Genomic DNA, 17,527 nt, shown 5'->3' on the forward strand with positions numbered 1-17,527 from the left:
GTGTTTCTGGTTGTGTTTCTGGTTGTGTTTCTGGTTGTGTTTCTGGTTGTGTTTCAATGATTTCTTGAGATTGTTCTAGTTTTTCAATTTGTTTTAAATCATTAGTTGGAAATGTTTGTTTATCTAAATAGTTCATTCGACTTAGTGCTGCCATAAGTTCCATATTTTCTATTTCTTCAGAACTTTGAACTTTAGGTTTACCAGAGATCCGAGTTGATTTAATAGAACTTTTTGCTTTTTTTGGTAAAGCTTTTCCTTCACCAAAATACCTTGCTACATTTTTCCCACGATTAAGTCGAATATTTTGCTCTTCCTCGATCATACCAGCTAAAGAACGAGATAACCCACGCTTTTTTTTTGCAGAATTTAACGAGCTCTCAACAACTATTGATTCAGAACTACTAGTAGCAGCTTCTACATTTTCTTCAGATATTTCTTGTGTTGGTGCTTGAATCACCGCTACTTCTTGAATCGATTCTGCTTCTGGTAGTACTTCTGTTTCTTGAATCGTTTCTACTTCTGGTAATACTCCTACTTCTTGTATCGCTTTTGCTTCTGGTAATACTTCTACCTCTTGTACCGTTTCTACGTCTGGTAATACTTCTGCCTCTTGTACCGTTTCTACTTCTGGCAATACTTCTACCTCTTGTGCCGTTTCTACTACTGGTGATACTTCTACTTCTTGTACCGCTTCTGCTTCTTGTAATGCTTCTACTTCTTGTACCGCTTCTACTTCTGGTAATACTTCTACCTCTTGTACCGTTTCTACTACTGGTGATACTTCTACTTCTTGTACCGCTTCTACTTCTTGAACTGCTTCTGCTTCTTGTAATGCTTCTACTTCTTTCTCTTCTGTATGTACAAAAGACTGGTTTGATTCATTCAATAAATACTCTTCAAATAGCAAAAAATCTTCTGATTTCTTTTTTAACTCTAAAAGAATAGTTGTGTAATTGGTTTCTTCACTTTTCTTATGGGATCTCTCTTGAAAGCCATAATAAGGAGAAGGAATCTTTTGAACTTTAAAAGGAGTCGAACTTCTCCCTTCTTGAAAAGGTGTAGCCGCATGTTTTAACGATTCTTTTGAATAAGTTGTTTGTTTAATTCTTTTCTCAATTTGTTTTTTTTGTTTTTTCAATTCAAGTTGTTTCTGTTGTTCCTCTTTCCCAATGGTTGAAAGATAATTTCTTACAGAAATATTGTCTTTTTGAAACGTTGTAAAATCAATTCTAGAATCCTTTTCTTCACTTTTTATTACTTGTTTAGTTGGTTGACTATTCTTATTTTTTAATTGGGAAGTTTTAATCGACTCTTCCTTATTCGTTGCGTTCTCAGCATCACGATAGAAAGGAAACTTGAATTTTTTTTGGCGATCTTGATTTTTTTCATAACTAGGTCCATCATATTTGGGCATGATGACCCTCCTTTCCTACCTTACTACGAATCTTAGTTTACCATAAAAAATAGCGCGATTATAGGTGCTTTCTTTAAGAAACACACGATATCTTTTCAAAACAGACACAAAAAAAAGACTTTACAAAAAGCCCACTTTCAAAAAATACATTTCTTATTTTTTAAAAGTGGGCTTTTGAGTCTTTTTTAGAAATTAATTCAATTGAAATTGTTCACCTGTTACAGCAGAATCTGGCAAAACTAAAATACCTTTTTGTTCTGGAACACCTGTTAAGTTTAATTCTCGAGCTGAGCAAATCATACCGTGACTTGGCTCTCCTCTTAACTCTCCATCCCATATAGCCATTCCGTTAGGCATCAAAGCACCTACTTTAGCAACCACAACTTTTTGGCCTTGAGCAATATTAGATGCCCCACAAACTATTTGAATCATTTCTCCATTATCTACCTCAGTTTGAGTAATAGATAAATGATCCGAATCAGGATGAGCGACACATTCTTTTACTTCTCCGATTACAAATTTTGGAGATTCATCTGACTCCAAAGTATCGGAAAATCCAGCCAAAGCAATTGCTTCATTTAAGCTGTTTATGTGTTCCTTAGACAGTAACACTTGTCCCGTTCCCTCAATAGCAATAAATTGAGAACTATTGAAAAAATTATAGCCAACTGTTTGATTGGTTTCTTCTTTAAAAATGCGAACAACGTCCTGCTTTTTTTCAAAATTTTGTTCTTTAGGTTCACTATTGTCTAACATAACAATAAGAGTGTCACCAATACCTGCTTTATTATAAATACTAATCATTATTAACTTCCTCATCTTGTTTTTTATTTCGTACAACCAGAACATCGCATGGAGCATGTCGAATAATGTGTTCACTTACACTACCCATCATCCATCTTTCAACAGCATTCATACCCGTTTGTCCCACTACAATCAAATCTGAATGGTAATCATTCGGTATACTTTGAGTTAATTCTATTTTTGGAGAACCTTGTACCATAATTGTTTCAACATTTTTCAAATTGTGTTTAGTAGCTCTTTGCTTATACTCTTTTAAAAGATTTCCCATTATTTCCTTGTCCGTATCAATTCCAATTGCATCTATAGCAGTTATACCAGCAGTATCTACCATTCCTAAAGCATAAGAGTTTACATCAAAAACGTGAGCAATAATTAATTCACTGTTGTTTCTTTCCGCTATTTTAATAGCCTTTGTAAGTGCGTTTTCTGAAGATTCACTTCCATCTACTGCTATCAGTATACGTTGGTATTGTTGTGTATCTAACATAATCACATCTCCTCTTATCATTTTAGTTATCCATTAAAGGGTTGCTATAAACTGCTCAATTTCTTCTTTAGTTTTGCGGTCTTTGTTTACAAAGCGTCCAGTCTCTTCTCCATTTTCAAATGCCACAAAACTAGGAATTCCAAAAATAGACAGCTCGCCACAAAGATCAATAAATTTATCACGATCGACTTCTACAAAATCAATTTCAGAATGGTTTTCGATTATTTCAGGCATAATAGGTTTAATAAATTGACAATCCCCACACCAATCAGCGGTGAAAAAGAAAATCGTTTTTCTTTTACTTTCTTTAACCATTATATAAAATTCCTCAACGGTATTTAATAATTCCATTTTTTTATCCCTCTCTATATTCAACTAATTATTTTTCATAATCGTTTCAAATGTACTACGATCTAATGTCCGTGCAACTTGCACAACCATCTCTTTTGCTGCTGCATAATCATCTATATGAAAGACCGTTTGATGTGTGTGGATATAACGAGCGCACACACCAATGACTGCACTTGGAACCCCATTATTCATTTGATGAGCTGCACCAGCATCTGTACCGCCTTTAGAAACAAAATATTGATAAGGGATATTGTGTGTTGCTGCAGTATCCAGCAAGAACTCACGCATTCCTTTTAATGTAATCATTCCTGGATCTTGGATTCTCAATAAAAATCCTTCTCCGAGATGACCAAATTTAGTTTTGTCTCCTGTTAAGTCATCAGCAGGTGAACAGTCTACAGCAAAAAACAAATCAGGTTTAAATTGATGAACCGCTCCCTTTGCTCCACGTAAACCTACTTCTTCCTGAACATTAGCTCCAGCAATTAGTGTGTTCGGCAGCTGCTCCCCTTGTAGTTCTTTTAAAGCTTCAATAACAACTGTTGTACCATAGCGGTTATCCCAAGCTTTGCTTAGAATTTTTTTGCCATTAGCCATTTTTATTGTTTCCACATCCGGTACGATTGAATCTCCTGGGCGTACACCAAATGCTTCAGCTTCTTCTTTAGAATCAAATCCTGCATCAAATAAAATATCAGCGATGTCTAATTTGCTTCCAGCTCCATCTTTACCTCTCAATAAGTGCGGCGGAACGGAGGAAGAAACACATGGATAATCGCCTTTAGCTGTTTGAAGTGTAAATCGTTGCGCTGAAACCACATAAGGATTCCACCCACCTAAAGGTACTACTCTAAATAAGCCCTGTTTTGAAATACTCGCTACCATAAAACCAACTTCATCCATATGAGCTGCTACCATAATTTTTGGTGCATTTTCCGTTTTACTTTTGCGAATCCCAAAAATACCTCCAAGACCATCTTGCTGAACTTCATCTACTAATGGAGTCATTTCTTCACGCATAATGTCACGCACACGGTGTTCAAAACCACTCGTTCCTTGTGCTTCAGTTAATTTCTTGATTAAATCAAATGTATTATCTTCCATAAGTATTTTCCCATATAGGTTCTTTTACTTCAACCTACATGATCTATCCCCCTTATAACTCTATTTATTCTATTATACCTTAAATCAAATTAATTTTAAGAAGGAATGCTTTAATTTCATTTATTTTTAAACATGGTATACTATAAAAAAATAATATTAGATTGGAGAGTTTATTAAATGGTATGTAAAACAAAAGAAACAACACCATATATTTTAGCTGGCGGCTTACTTTTAGGAGCTGGATTAACTTGCGGCTATTTTCTTCATAAACTAATCACTGCAAAAAAAACAATCCATGGAGATGCCATTTTAAAATACGTTAAACAATTATTTTTAAAAGAAGGTCCTATAGAAGGTTCATGGATAGAATTACAAAAAGTTCCCTTACAAAAATTTGCGCTTAAAACAGATGTTTATTATGGCGGAATTTCAAGAATTGAAGAAGACCAATTAATTCAATATGAATTTATCGCAGATGCTTACACCGGTAGTATCTTAGATTTATACCGTATTTAAATAAGAAAAAGCGTTAAACCCAGAATAGATTCTAGGTTTAACGCTTTTTTATTTGGTTTTTTTAGGGAATTTTGCTACAACACGGTAAATCCGACTGCCTCTTGAAGAAAATTTTTCTTCATATTCAGTCCTGACATTCCCTTCAAAGACACTCTCATGTAAGTTTAACCATACTTGTTCAAGTGTCATGCCGTACTTTGAAAAACTGCTCAATGAATATTCAAATAGCCCTTGATTATCCGTTTTAAAATGAATTTCGCCTTCAGATACAAGGATAGTCTCATAACTTTCTAAAAAGCTCTTATACGTTAGACGTCTTTTTTCATGACGAGTTTTTGGCCATGGGTCAGAAAAGTTTAAATAAACTTGGTCAACTTCTCCTTCTGCAAAATATTGAGTTACAGAACCCCCATTAACGTGTAACAGTTGAAGATTTGGTAATTGTTCCTCTATTAACCTATCTAGTGCGACAACTATGACACTCATCTGAAGTTCAATACCGATATAGTTGATTTCCGGGTGTAACTTTGCCATTTCAGTAATAAAACGGCCTTTTCCTGTACCAACTTCAATATGAATGGGGTGATCATTGCCAAATCTTTCTTGCCATCTTCCTACCCAACTATCGGGTTGTCCTGGTATATACTGAGGAAATTCAGCAATTTTTTGTGGTGCATTTGGTTTATTTCTTAAACGCATATTCTTATTCTCCATTCTTTTTAGTATTCCATTATTTTACTAGTTACATAGAAAAATCCTCTTCAAAAACAGGAAGAGGATTTGAATAAATGCTAAAACTAAGTAGAGCTAATCATTAATTAAAAAAATATTTTTGACCTTGATAAAGAGTTTGTAACATAATAATGTCTTTATTCATTTCATGGAACCTTGTTTCGCTATGGTGTTTTTTTGTTTGAATCAAATAATTCATCAATGCATACCACATAATACGCGTTTTCATCTCTTCTGTTAGCTCCGTATCATAGTGAACTAACCAATCAACCCAATTATCTTTTGGTACATATTGGCAAAGCAACATACTCAGATCCATAGCTGGATCACATAGCATCGCTGAATCCCAATCAACTAGATAAAGACGGTTTTCATCTGATAAAAGCCAATTTTTCCGGTAAATATCTCCATGACAAACTTGTGTTTCAACTATATTCATTAATTCTACTTCAGCTTTTAGTTTTTTTATTATTCGTGATAGTAACGGATGATTGTATAAATCTAAAGGCAAATTTTCTTCATACTTTTGAATTAACTGATCAGGAGTAACAATTTCGCCGCCTACACGAGCAAGCATTCTTCTCAATGTCGCAGAATTATGTATTCGACTAATGAGTTTTGCTACCTGTGGTGAGGACATCTCTGTTTTAGTAAGTGCTCTTCCGTTTAGCCACTCTTGAGCGGTTAGTACATCTCCATTGCCGATGCGTTTTGTCCACATCAATCTTGGTGTAATTCCCTCAACAGATAATGCAGCTAAAAAAGGTGAAGAATTTCGCTTCAAAAAAAGCTTTTCTTCTGCCCTTGTACCCATATACGCTTGTCCAGTGTCACCACCAACGGGATGCAATTTCCATCCAGAATCTATTTCAAAATCCATACCAAATCATTCCTTGCTTTATATTCTGAAACATTTCTACACAGACGTGAAAAGCAAAACGGGATTGTAACATCTTATTCGAATAAGCGAAAAAAGTTTAAACCCGTTAAACCAACAGCACTAAATCATTTTATAATTTACCCGTAAAGCCAGACAAAAAAAGGACAGATATCACAAAAGACATCTATCTTTCTGTTCATTTCCTATTTTAGATAGAATTTCTTTCTACGTCAAGAGTATATACGTTCTTTTTCTACAATTATGTTTATTTTGTTTCTATGAAAACGGATGATAGAAGTTGGCACGAGACGTTCATTACATTTTTATTTCGATTTTTTAACACTCTAGTTTTGTTAGTGTAATTTTTTCTACAAAGAAAATCAGCCAAACAAAACAGTTCAGCTGATTTTCTTATGATTTCTATCTTATTTGTCCACACTCTTCTTCAACAGCATCAACGTATAACTGTTGAAGTTTTTCAACAACGGCTCCACGTTTTCCATATCCAACAGGATTTCCATCTATACTTATGATTGGCATAGCTTCCATCGTTGTACTTGAAGCGAATACTTCATCTGCCTCTTTCAAATCTTCTATAGTAAAGGCTTCTTCCTTAACTAACATTCCTGCTTTTCGAGCAACCTTTAACAACATTATTTTAGTAATTCCAGGCAAAACAAGATTACCATCCGGATGTGTATAGATAGTATCATCTTTAATCATCCATACATTTGAAGAAGAACATTCTGTAACGATACCATCACGGTGCAAAATCGCTTCATCTCCACCTTTTTTATGGGCTTCGTGCTTAGCCATTATGTTTCCAAGTAAACTAATTGATTTAATGTCGCATCTCAACCATCGCATATCAGGTACAATAAAAGCGGACATCCCTTGATCCATTTTCTTTTGGTCTCGCGGAACAATCGTAGTTGTAGCTGTAAATACTGGTGGTACTAACTCTGGATCAGTATACGTATGATTTCTGGGGATTCCAATTCCTCTGGTTACTTGCATATAAATATTACCCGTATTGATATCATTTTCTTTAATCAATGCACTTAAAAGCTCTTTTAATTCCTCTTTTGTAAAAGGCATGTCCAGTTCGATTTTTTCAGCACTTGAAAATAATCGATCTACATGTTCATTTAAAGTAAAAAACTTACCATTATAAACTCTTACAACATCATAAATACCATCCGCAAATTGATAACCTCTGTCTTCCATATCAATTTTAACTTCACTACGTTCGACAATTTGATTATTCCAAATAACTTTCATTTTTTAACCTCTTCCTTCAAAAAAGTAATACTTTCTAAATTTTTTCTATCATATCAAAAATTATGGTACTTTGCATTCTATATCTTTAATTAATTAAGCTCACTGAATGATTAATGCTGTAATTTGATCATTTTAGTTATCCGTGACGGTAAATAAAATTGACAAAATCCTAGGTTAAATATGGTAGCACTGGCTCCTACAATCAGTACTTCTATAAAGGAAAGGTAAAAAACAGATACACCAATAATTAACACACCTTCACTCATCATAAGTATCAGCATCAATTTCTTTATTGCCTGAAGTTTGTTGTTTTTCTTTACAGGATATAAAACTGTTAACGATAGGTTATCAAAATGAAAATAAAGTGGCAGTAATTGGAAGCCGGTCAAATAGAGGAATACGACTGTTAAAAAGAGACTTAGTATAAACGATTGTCCTAAGCCACTTAGCAGCATAGCAATAACAACCAGGCGAATGTATAACCCACTATATTCAGTTCCCCTCACAAACGCTCTAGCATACAGATAGTAAAAAACATTTTTGTGGTTTTTTTGGATAGGATTCAAAAAAACGTCTAAATAAGCTCTTCTTTTAACAGATCCCTTTAATGCTGGAATATCCGTAAACAAGTTAATAAACTGATAAATTCGCTTCATTCGATTCGTCTCATCTTTTATCATTTTTTCCCATTGATACGTTAGAGCAACATTCTTTTGATTGGCTAAAAAGCGATAACTTACAGCTACAACCACAGCTCCTACTAATCCAACTATAGGATTGATAAATAGTGCAAGACTTGACACGATCAAATAGATACCAAATAAAAGAAGGCGGATTTTAATCCATTCACTTGTTTCTTTTATTTTTAAATTGATAACCTGAGCATTGAGATCAGTCTCTTTTAAAATAATCAACATCATTACAAAATAAAACATATCAAAAAAAGCAAATCCAGACATTGCAACTAGTAAAGGCATCAATACAGCTACAGCCACTAGAATGATGAAGCTAGGCAGCCACAAACTTCTCCATTTAGCCTGTTTAAAATACTCTTCCATAGCTTTTTCTTTAGGTAGCATAAATACAGCATCCGCCGGTTGAATAAGTGTTGCTAGCTTACCAATACTTAATACCACTGTAAAAACAATTACTCCTATTAATTGCCCTTTTACATCATAAGACGTTAGGGTTTTCAAGTAATTTGAATACGCATAGCCCATTGCACCAACTAAAAATAAACACACAATGACAAAATGATCATTAAATATATATTTTAGGTACTTCATCATTTTCTTTTGATGTTGTTTCACTCGTTGCTTCCAAATTTCTATCATCATTTACTATCCTCTTCTTTTGTTAATTGAATGTAAAGCTCATCTAGCGTGGCATCGGGCATATTAAAGGTATTTCTTAAATCTTCCAGAGTCCCTTCAGCTTTAACTTTGCCTTCATGCAATAAAACAAATCCATCACATTGTCTTTCAGCTGTTGCCAATATGTGAGTAGACATTAAAATGGAAGCCCCTTGTTTTTTCATTTCTTCCATAAGTTCCAAAAGGGCATTGATGCCAAGAGGATCTAAGCCCAAAAAAGGTTCATCGATGATGTATAAGCTTGGTTCTACCAAAAAAGCGCAAAGAATCATCACTTTTTGCTTCATTCCTTTAGAGAAATTTGCTGGAAACCATTCCAACTTATTTTCTAACCTAAATGTTTTTAATAACTTATCAGCACGTTCATATGCTGTTTCAATTGGTATATCGTATGCCATTGCTGTAATTTCAATGTGCTCTTTTAAGGTTAATTCTTCATATAAAACTGGCGTTTCAGGAATAAAACCGAATTTTTTTCGATAGTTTTCTTTATCGTTCTTTAAAGTTAGACCATCGATACTGATTTCTCCTTTTTGAGATTGCAGCAGACCAATAATATGTTTTATAGTTGTACTTTTACCAGCTCCATTTAAACCGATTAAGCCAATTAATTTTCCAGCTCCTACTTCAAATGATACGTCTTTTAATACAGGAATTTGACTATAGCCTCCTGTAACATGCGATACCGTTAAACTCATAATTAGTTTAGTCCCTTCTACACAATTTATTGTAGTTATTGTACCATAAGAACAAGAGAGAATCTTTTCTGTTTCGCGTGTTACCGTTTCACTTTCTTTCAGTTTTATGATACATTTGTTAAATAAGAGAATGTATTTCTCTATTAATCGCGACTTATCTATAAAGATTTCGCAGGAGAAAGAAGGATTCTATATGGAAGACTGTATTTTTTGTAAAATTATCAACAATGAAATACCCAGCAGAAAAGTTTATGAGGACAATGATGTAGTAGCTTTTTTAGACCTTACTCAAGTAACACCAGGTCATACCTTAGTCGTTCCTAAAAAACATGTTGCAGATGTTTTTGAATTAGATGAAGATTTAGCGGCTACCATTGGCAGTAAAATTCCCAAAATTGCAACAGCGATCAAGAAATCCAATCCTGCTATTAAAGGAATGAATATCGTTAATAATAATGGTACCGTTGCGTATCAATCAGTGTTCCATTCACATATACATATCTTGCCTCGTTATGACGAACAAGATGATTTTTCTATTCATTTCGGTGATCATGCTGGTAATTTCACCACTGAAGAATTAGATAGTATTGCAATAAACATAAAAAGCAAACTGGAGGGATATTAATGTCTAATCACTTTATGAATGGGTTAATTTTAGGTGCTGCAGCTGGAGGAATATATGGCCTTCTTAAGTCTCCACGTACTGGTAAAGAAAACAGAGCTGTATTAAAAACATATGTTGACGATACGACTGTTTTAGTAAATGATGTATCTAGAAGTGTTAATGATTTAAAAGGAGCAATAGCTCAACTAACAAATGAAGGTAAAACATTAGCTGAAGAATTTACACAAGATGTAAAAGAGTCTGTTGATGAATTCACCTATGAAGCAGAACCTCGTATGCGCCGAATTCAAGAACATACTGAAAAACTAACTGCAGATGTGGAAGATTTAACTCAAAGTATGAAACAAGCTTAATCTGTTACTTTAAATAATGGAGCTGAGACCTAAAAGTCTCTGCTCCATTTGTTTATATCATAATGCTTTAACAAAGTAGTTTAATTATTGCAAAAAAAAAAAAGAGAAAGCTTTATAGCAGTAAGTGTCTATTCCATCTGATTTTTTTCAAAAACTCGTTTGATTGTGTTTTTTTTGTGATTTTTAATTGACTTTAAACTAAATAATGGGATTTTAGTTTTTTTTATACAAATGAGTATGGTATATTTATATTTGTCATTAGGAAATAGTTTAGTAACGTAAAATAAAAGAAATGGATGTGTAAGGGAAATGAAAAAATTATTACTAGCTACAGCTACTATCTTAGCCGGATTAACAATTGCAGGTTGTTCTGATAGCACTGTTGCCTCATCAACTGCAGGAAAAATTACAGAAGATGAGTTTTATGAAGCAATGAAAGAAACCGTTGGAACAAGCATGCTTCAACAATTGATTATCGAAGATGTTTTAACTGATTTATACGGAGATAAAGTTACAGATGAAGTAGTAGACAAACAATACTCTACTGAGGAAGAAAATTACGGTGGAGCGGAAGCTTTTGAATACATCATGTTGCAACAAGGTTATACCGCTGAAAACTATAAAGACACGATCCGTTTAAACTTATTAATTGAAGAAGCAGTAAAAGACAAAACAGAATTTACTGAAGAAGAAATTCAAGCTGCTTACGACGCTTATGTACCACCTGTAACAGCTGCTCATATTCTTGTAGAAGATGAAGAAACTGCAAAAGACCTTATCACTCAAATAAATGATGGTGCTGACTTTGCTGAACTTGCTACTGAAAACTCAGTAGATACCGCTACTGCTCCTAATGGCGGAGAAATAACTTTCTCATCTGGAGAAATGGTTCCTGAATTCGAAGAAGCAGCTTATGCTTTAGAAGAAGGCGAAATGACAACTGAACCAGTTGCTACAGAATATGGTTTCCATGTTATCAAAATGATTGAAAAACCTGAAAAAGGAACACTTGAAGAAGAAACAGATACAATCAAGGATCAATTATTAACAGCTAAATTAGCTGATAGTGCTGCTATTCAAGAAGTAATTTCAGGTATTATGCAAGATGCAAATATCATTATTGATGATAAAGATCTAGCGACTGCAATGGATGCTTACTTGGCTCCTGCAGAAGACTCTGCTGTTGAGGAATCTACTACTGAGGAACCAGCTGCTGATAGCTCTGCTACTGAGGAATCAGCTGTAGAAGACTCTGCTGCTGAATAACCATTAGTGTCTCTAGCAACATTAAATAAGTAAATAAAAAAAGGAGTTAGGATATTAATCCTAACTCCTTTTTTTTATTTACTTATCTGTTGTTTTCTCTGATTCATTAGGTTTGTAGAATGTTCGATTGTCTAATCCAAAAATTCTTTCTGTAAACATCCCTGGCTCTGTTCTATTTAATGTCGAATTCAACATGTTTATAGTTGCATCTAAATTATCGATCATATATAAAATTTCAGCTTCTCTTAACTTTGGTCTAACCGGAGAACCATACTCAAGCAGTCCGTGATGAGCCAATACCATATGCTTCAAAAGCAAAACATCTTCACTTTTTTCATCAATTTTTAAAGCAAGACAAGCTTTAGTAATTTCTTCATCTACTATAACAATATGACCTAAAAGATTTCCTTCTAAGGTATACTCTGTAGATATTGGTCCTGACAGTTCAATAATTTTGCCCAAATCATGTAAAATAACACCAGCATAAAGCAAAGGCTTATTGATATCTTCGTATTGAGTCGCAATTGTTTTTGCAATTCTCAACATAGACACAGTATGGAAAGCTAGTCCACCAGTAAAAGCATGGTGAAATCGTTTAGCTGCTGGATGTTGAAAAAAAGGTTTTTGATAATGATTCAATAAATAACGTACAATCCGATTCATATTCGCATTTGTAATCTCAAATAATGTATCGTTTATTTCTTCCATCATATCTTCTTTCTTTAATGGTGCTCTTTCAACATATAAATCTGGATTATCTGGATCTCCAGATTTTGTTACGGCAATTTTAAATAGTTTGATTTGAGGATTTCCTTGATAAAGTTCTCTTTTCCCTGAAACTTTTACTACTTTTCCAGCAGTAAATGCTGCAATATCCTCTTCTGATGCATCCCAATATTTACCATCCATTTGGCCGCTTGTATCCTGAAACGTAAAAGCAATAAACTTTTTACCATTTTTAGCAACGCGAATATCAGCTGATTTGATTAATAAATAAATGTCGAAGGTATCATCATTCGTATACTCAAATAATTTCTTTTCCATCTGACTCCCTCTTTCTATTTGCATCTTTTCTTTATTATAACATTTCTATCTGCTCTTTTCGAAAAACATCTGTTACAGATTCATCAAATGTAAAATAAAATACTTGTATGTCTTCACTAATTCTTTGTAATAATTGATACATCTCTTTTTTCCTTTGATGATCAAAATTTACAAAGCCATCATCTACTAACAACGGCAATTGAATTAAGTCACTAGCATTTTTTACGAATGAAAAACGCAGAGCCACATACAACTGCTCGGCTGTCGCTTGGGAAAGCTCAGAAGCTTCAAATAAAGTACCGTCTTTACGTTGAACCGTTATCGTTTGGTCTTTTAAGAAAACTTTTTGATAATTTCCATTTGTCAAAATAGCAAAAAAGTAGGTCGTATCACGGATAGTAGCTGGGAAACGATCTTTCCTAGCTTCAGTTAACGTTCGCTCAATAAGTTCTGCAGCTATTTTATACGTTGTCCATTCATCAACTAAAATTTGTGTTTCACTCTTTAAATTAGCATATTCTTGCAATAATTCAGAATAAGCTCCACCAACTTCTAAATTTTTCAATGCGACTTCTGTTTTAATTTTTTTATTTAATTTGCTTTCAATTGATTCTTTTAATTGTTGCAGTTTTGCTTTTAAACTTTGGATACTTTCAATTAAAGCAGCCTTATCACGATATTTTTCTAACAATGCACTGTACTCGCCAACTTGCTGTTCTAACAAATTTAAACGAGCTTTTTTTGTTGTTAATTCTTCCTCCAGTACATATTTTTTCCGGAAGTCTTCTTCAGTTTTAGCTTTAACAGTTTGAAGAAGATATCTTCTTTTTTGTTCAAACTCTTTTTGTTGCATAATGAGCTGCTCAATATGCTGATGTGCTCCTTTATGCTGCCTTGTAAGATCTTTTATTTTTTCCTCATCAGCTGTAACTTCTTTAAAAAATTGTTTTATTCCTTCAATTAGCTGCACATTACTATTCCAATCAACAAAAATAACAGGCTGCAAATAACTGATGGATTCTTTCCACTCAACTATTTCATTCTCCATTTGACTTAATTGTGTTTGTTTTTTATAGATGCTGTTCGCTTTTTCTCTTATTGCTTCGAAAATATCCGTTTCTTGCATCAATTCGCTGGTTGAATACTCTAGTGGATAACCACCTAATTGTTTCCATAATTGAAATTCTTTTTCAACCTGAACTTGTTGATTTTCAGTTTCTTCATATTGAGCCTGTTTCTCATTTAATTCAAGAATAACTTGATCAATTTCTGCAAGTTTTTCTCGCCATTGTTTTCGAATTTCGGTTTGTTGAATATATTCTTCAAATGAATATGCAATCTCCCTGATTTCCTCTACTTTAGTTGGTGTATTCGTTTTTTTAACGATTGACCAAATACTATAGAGTAGGAGTCCTAAACCAGCAATTATAAGGACTAATCCAGTTCCATTAGATAAGTACAAACCTAGACTACTTATCAGTAATCCGATAACTAAGTTGATGAGTTTTCCTTTAGTTAACTTTTGCTCACTTTGCTTATCTACTTTATTATACGCACGAGGATCAGGATTGTTTTTTTCTAGTTGATCTTCTACTTCTTGATAGGTTTGATTATCCCATAGTCTTTTTTCTAATTTATCGAGTTGATCTCCTAAAGATTCTTGCTGGAAGTTCAAAAACGCTATACGTTCCGTTAGTTGTTTTATTCTTTGCTCTACTTGAGCTTGTTTAACTTGTAAATCATTTAATTTAAGTCGACTTTCCTCAGTCATAGCAGCTGGTATAGCTTGTTGTTCCTCTAGACTTAACTGTTGTTTTTCACGCAAAAATTGATGTTGTGTAGCTAAAAGGTTTTCTTTAATAAATGTAGTTTCTTGTAACTTAGCTTGGATATGATCCAAATTTTCCATCAATTGGATCATTTCATCTCTATGTTCAATAAACACTTTAAGTTGCCTTGATTCTTCTGTTTTATCTCTAAGATAATGCAATTTTTCTTGCTGTTGCGTAATGGTTAATTTAAGTTGATTTATTTCTTGATTGTAATGATTGAGCTGGTACAATCCATCTTTGGGCAATTCTTCGAGCTGTTCTTTTTTTATTTGATGTTGAATATCTTGCATCTCACTAAAAAGTACCCAATTTGATTCTAATTGGTTTAGCTTGAACACTTTATCTTCATAATGTGTTCTTTGTTCTCGTAGGCTGATCAACTCTTTTTCAAGATTGTCTTTTTCAAGCAACCAATTCATGTACTGACTATTCTTTTCTTTTGCCAGTTTTACTTGTTTCCTTTTTGCTTCAACATCGGCCATTTTTTTATTAATAACGGTCACTCGTCCATTGGGCTTAAACAACTTACTTGCTTCCGCTTGAAACTTATCTGCAACCTTTAACAGCTGTTCGTTTCCAATTGTTCCTACACTTAAAAAATAGCGATTCAATTTTTCACGATTTAATTGTTGGACTTTTTGAAGGCCAGCTAGATTAAAAGAAAATAACGCTTGATAAGTTGTCTTATCCAATCCAGATAATATTTTTTCGAGCCATTCTTCGCCCCCCGTTTCTCCACTAGCAAAAGTTACCGTAACCGTGCCGTTTGCTTTTCCTCGTACACGCTCAATTTGAACATCTCCATATTGTGTACCAGTTAGAAAGAGCCTTCCTCCGTATTGGCTGCTACTTTTAGGTTCATATCTTAGCTCAGAACTAATTTTAGAAGGAAATCCAAAAAGAATACTATGAATAAACGACATTAAAGTTGTTTTTCCAGCTTCATTTTCTCCATAAAACAATTGCAAGTTAGTTATATCATCAATTTTGTGGTCTACCCATTTTCCATAACCATATATTTCCATTGATTTAATCTTCAAGGTCATCACTTCTTTCAAATCCAAGTTGATTGCGAACCAACTCTTTAGCATCTTTTACAATTTTTTTTCGGTAATTTTCTTCACGTGTTTCTACAACTTCTTCCATTCCTGGGAAATCAAAAAGCGCATTCGTTAGTTCATTAAATAAACTTTCTTTTTCAATTTCTTTTTGAATTTGTTCCCATTCATTTGGAAAAATCTTTTGGATAGCAGGTATCCGATTTTCAACTACTGTCTGCAATTCTATTTTGTGGACCCAAACGAAAGTATCTGTTTTTGGAATTTGTTGTAAGGCCTCTAATAATTCACCTTGATTGATTTTTTTTAGGACACCTTCAAGCAAATTCTCACTATCCACTAAATGAATGGAAAGGAATAGACTATAGAAATCATTTTTTTGTTCTTCGACAACAGTCTTCAAGACTTTGTAAAGCTCATCTAAACTCTTGATTTCTTTAATTGAAAGGTCAATGGTCTTCCATTGAATCGTTGAAGTCGGTCTAAATTCCATTAACACACCAGATTCAGTCAATGTGACTAATTCAAAACCTTTTTCTCCACTTTCCTTGCTGCTTCTGCCTTGAGTATTTCCAGGATAAATGACAGGTGGATTTTCAGCTAACTGCTGCCTTTTATGAATATGTCCTAAGGCCCAATAGTCATATCTCTTGCTTCTCAACTCTCCTAGTGAGAATGGGGCGTAATTCCCGTGTTCTGAATCTAGGCCTTCGGAGAAGCCGTGTAACAGTCCAATGTGATACTTTGCACGTGGGTGTTTTTCAGGATACTCTTTAATTTTCCGTTCAAGGACCCATCTTTTATCGTAACTAAAACCACTAATGGCGACCTCATCTTTTTCCGTTGTCGTATACCATTTTGTTTCTACTGATTCTGTAAATACAACAACATTTTCGGGCATTTCTAAGTGTAACCCAGTATTTTCTATGTAATCATGATTTCCATGCAATAGATAGACTGGTATTTCGGCTTTATTTAATCGTTCCATTTCATTTCGTAAGTAGGCTTGAGCTTTCACACTTCGCTCATCATTATCATAAATATCTCCAACTAAGCAGATAAAATCCACCTTTTCTTGTATCGCACTATCCACGATTGTAGTCAAAGCTGAAAAAGTAGATAAATAAATAGCATTCCAAATAAAATCAGGTAACGTTTTTAAGCCAATAAAAGGGCTGTCCAAATGCAGATCAGCTGCATGAATAAATTTGACCATTGTATCCACTCTTTCCTTTCTTTTTATAGCCTCCAGCTTATGAAGGGCACATACGTTCCTCTAATATCAGAAAAAAAGAACTCACTACTCTTTTATACTAGTGAGTTCTTTTTTGTCCTCTATTTCTTAACCTTGGTAAACATCTTGAACAGGTTTCATAATGATGCGGTTTAAATCTTCGATCAATGTGCTTAAACGTTGTTCAGCTTCCATCAATCCTTTGATAACATCATTTTCTCCAGAAGTTTGAGCTAAGTTTTGAGCTTCAGCGATTTCTTCTTCAGTAATTTGTTCACCCGACATTTGTTTTTGTTGTAATTTAATTTGAACTTCTTGGAAGTCAAAGTACATTTTGCTAGCTGCTTCATCTTTTTTTACTTCATCGAAAGCTGCTACTAAAATAGTATATTCTTCACTATCTCTTAATTCTTTTTCTAAAGCGTTGGCTGTATCATAAATATTTGTACTCATAATATACTTCACTCTCCAATTC

Annotated in this window: 17 protein-coding genes and 1 pseudogene; 4 read left to right on the plus strand and 14 right to left on the minus strand. The window is 33.8% G+C overall.

The window, feature by feature from the left end:
• The 5 genes and pseudogenes from ABS916_RS10695 to pepA all read right to left on the minus strand — a co-directional run.
• Window positions 1-1,414: pseudogene (locus ABS916_RS10695) on the minus strand (DNA translocase FtsK); the annotation flags it as partial.
• Window positions 1,415-1,606: 192 nt separating this feature from the next.
• Window positions 1,607-2,218 carry a YtpR family tRNA-binding protein gene (gene ytpR, locus ABS916_RS10700; protein ID WP_350451886.1) on the minus strand — a complete coding sequence of 204 codons (612 nt, stop codon included), beginning with the start codon at window positions 2,216-2,218 and terminating at the stop codon, window positions 1,607-1,609.
• Window positions 2,211-2,705 carry a universal stress protein gene (locus ABS916_RS10705; protein ID WP_350451887.1) on the minus strand — a complete coding sequence of 165 codons (495 nt, stop codon included), beginning with the start codon at window positions 2,703-2,705 and terminating at the stop codon, window positions 2,211-2,213. Before ABS916_RS10705 ends, ytpR begins: the two co-directional genes overlap by 8 nt.
• 33 nt (window positions 2,706-2,738) lie before the next feature.
• Window positions 2,739-3,056 (minus strand): thioredoxin family protein, encoded by a 318-nt coding sequence (locus ABS916_RS10710; RefSeq protein ID WP_350451888.1) that lies wholly within the window; start codon window positions 3,054-3,056, stop codon window positions 2,739-2,741.
• 24 nt (window positions 3,057-3,080) lie between these two features.
• Entirely contained in the window at window positions 3,081-4,160 is a 1,080-nt protein-coding gene (pepA, locus tag ABS916_RS10715; RefSeq protein WP_350451889.1) for a glutamyl aminopeptidase, read from the minus strand.
• Between the two features lie 177 nt (window positions 4,161-4,337).
• On the opposite strand from pepA, the gene ABS916_RS10720 reads away from it, so the two are divergent.
• Complete coding sequence (locus ABS916_RS10720) at window positions 4,338-4,676, plus strand: PepSY domain-containing protein (protein ID WP_350451890.1); 339 nt, start codon at window positions 4,338-4,340, stop codon at window positions 4,674-4,676.
• A gap of 48 nt (window positions 4,677-4,724) precedes the next feature.
• On the opposite strand, the gene trmB is transcribed toward ABS916_RS10720, so the two are convergent.
• The 5 genes from trmB to ABS916_RS10745 form a co-directional block, all read right to left on the minus strand.
• Window positions 4,725-5,375 (minus strand): tRNA (guanosine(46)-N7)-methyltransferase TrmB, encoded by a 651-nt coding sequence (gene trmB, locus ABS916_RS10725; RefSeq protein WP_350451891.1) that lies wholly within the window; start codon window positions 5,373-5,375, stop codon window positions 4,725-4,727.
• A gap of 115 nt (window positions 5,376-5,490) precedes the next feature.
• Window positions 5,491-6,288 (minus strand): phosphotransferase family protein, encoded by a 798-nt coding sequence (locus tag ABS916_RS10730; protein WP_350451892.1) that lies wholly within the window; start codon window positions 6,286-6,288, stop codon window positions 5,491-5,493.
• Between the two features lie 420 nt (window positions 6,289-6,708).
• Complete coding sequence (gene dat / locus ABS916_RS10735) at window positions 6,709-7,569, minus strand: D-amino-acid transaminase (RefSeq protein WP_350451893.1); 861 nt, start codon at window positions 7,567-7,569, stop codon at window positions 6,709-6,711.
• Between the two features lie 110 nt (window positions 7,570-7,679).
• Window positions 7,680-8,906 (minus strand): ABC transporter permease, encoded by a 1,227-nt coding sequence (locus ABS916_RS10740; protein ID WP_350451894.1) that lies wholly within the window; start codon window positions 8,904-8,906, stop codon window positions 7,680-7,682.
• Window positions 8,903-9,640 (minus strand): ABC transporter ATP-binding protein, encoded by a 738-nt coding sequence (locus ABS916_RS10745; RefSeq protein ID WP_350451895.1) that lies wholly within the window; start codon window positions 9,638-9,640, stop codon window positions 8,903-8,905. Before ABS916_RS10745 ends, ABS916_RS10740 begins: the two co-directional genes overlap by 4 nt.
• A gap of 193 nt (window positions 9,641-9,833) precedes the next feature.
• Here ABS916_RS10745 and ABS916_RS10750 point away from each other — a divergent pair, with 193 nt between their 5' ends.
• From ABS916_RS10750 to ABS916_RS10760, 3 genes are all read left to right on the plus strand, one after another.
• Window positions 9,834-10,265: an HIT family protein gene (locus ABS916_RS10750; protein ID WP_350451896.1), complete on the plus strand. Its 432-nt coding sequence runs from the start codon at window positions 9,834-9,836 to the stop codon at window positions 10,263-10,265.
• Window positions 10,265-10,618: a YtxH domain-containing protein gene (locus tag ABS916_RS10755; RefSeq protein WP_350451897.1), complete on the plus strand. Its 354-nt coding sequence runs from the start codon at window positions 10,265-10,267 to the stop codon at window positions 10,616-10,618. Before ABS916_RS10750 ends, ABS916_RS10755 begins: the two co-directional genes overlap by 1 nt.
• Before the next feature lie 309 nt (window positions 10,619-10,927).
• Complete coding sequence (locus tag ABS916_RS10760; RefSeq protein WP_350451898.1) at window positions 10,928-11,884, plus strand: peptidylprolyl isomerase; 957 nt, start codon at window positions 10,928-10,930, stop codon at window positions 11,882-11,884.
• A gap of 78 nt (window positions 11,885-11,962) precedes the next feature.
• Here the strand turns inward: ABS916_RS10760 and ABS916_RS10765 are convergent, their stop codons facing one another.
• From ABS916_RS10765 to ABS916_RS10780, 4 genes are all read right to left on the minus strand, one after another.
• Window positions 11,963-12,928, minus strand: coding sequence for a 3'-5' exoribonuclease YhaM family protein (locus tag ABS916_RS10765; RefSeq protein ID WP_350451899.1), 966 nt, complete (start codon window positions 12,926-12,928; stop codon window positions 11,963-11,965).
• 34 nt (window positions 12,929-12,962) lie between these two features.
• Window positions 12,963-15,785, minus strand: a complete 2,823-nt coding sequence (locus ABS916_RS10770; protein ID WP_350451900.1) for an ATP-binding protein — start codon at window positions 15,783-15,785, stop codon at window positions 12,963-12,965.
• Between the two features lie 4 nt (window positions 15,786-15,789).
• Window positions 15,790-17,034 (minus strand): metallophosphoesterase family protein, encoded by a 1,245-nt coding sequence (locus tag ABS916_RS10775; protein ID WP_350451901.1) that lies wholly within the window; start codon window positions 17,032-17,034, stop codon window positions 15,790-15,792.
• 126 nt (window positions 17,035-17,160) lie between these two features.
• Complete coding sequence (locus ABS916_RS10780; RefSeq protein ID WP_350451902.1) at window positions 17,161-17,505, minus strand: YlbF/YmcA family competence regulator; 345 nt, start codon at window positions 17,503-17,505, stop codon at window positions 17,161-17,163.
• Between the last annotated feature and the right edge of the window lie 22 nt (window positions 17,506-17,527).

This window comes from Carnobacterium sp., from assembly GCF_040274945.1.
In the GTDB taxonomy this organism is placed as follows: Bacteria; Bacillota; Bacilli; order Lactobacillales; family Carnobacteriaceae; genus Carnobacterium_B.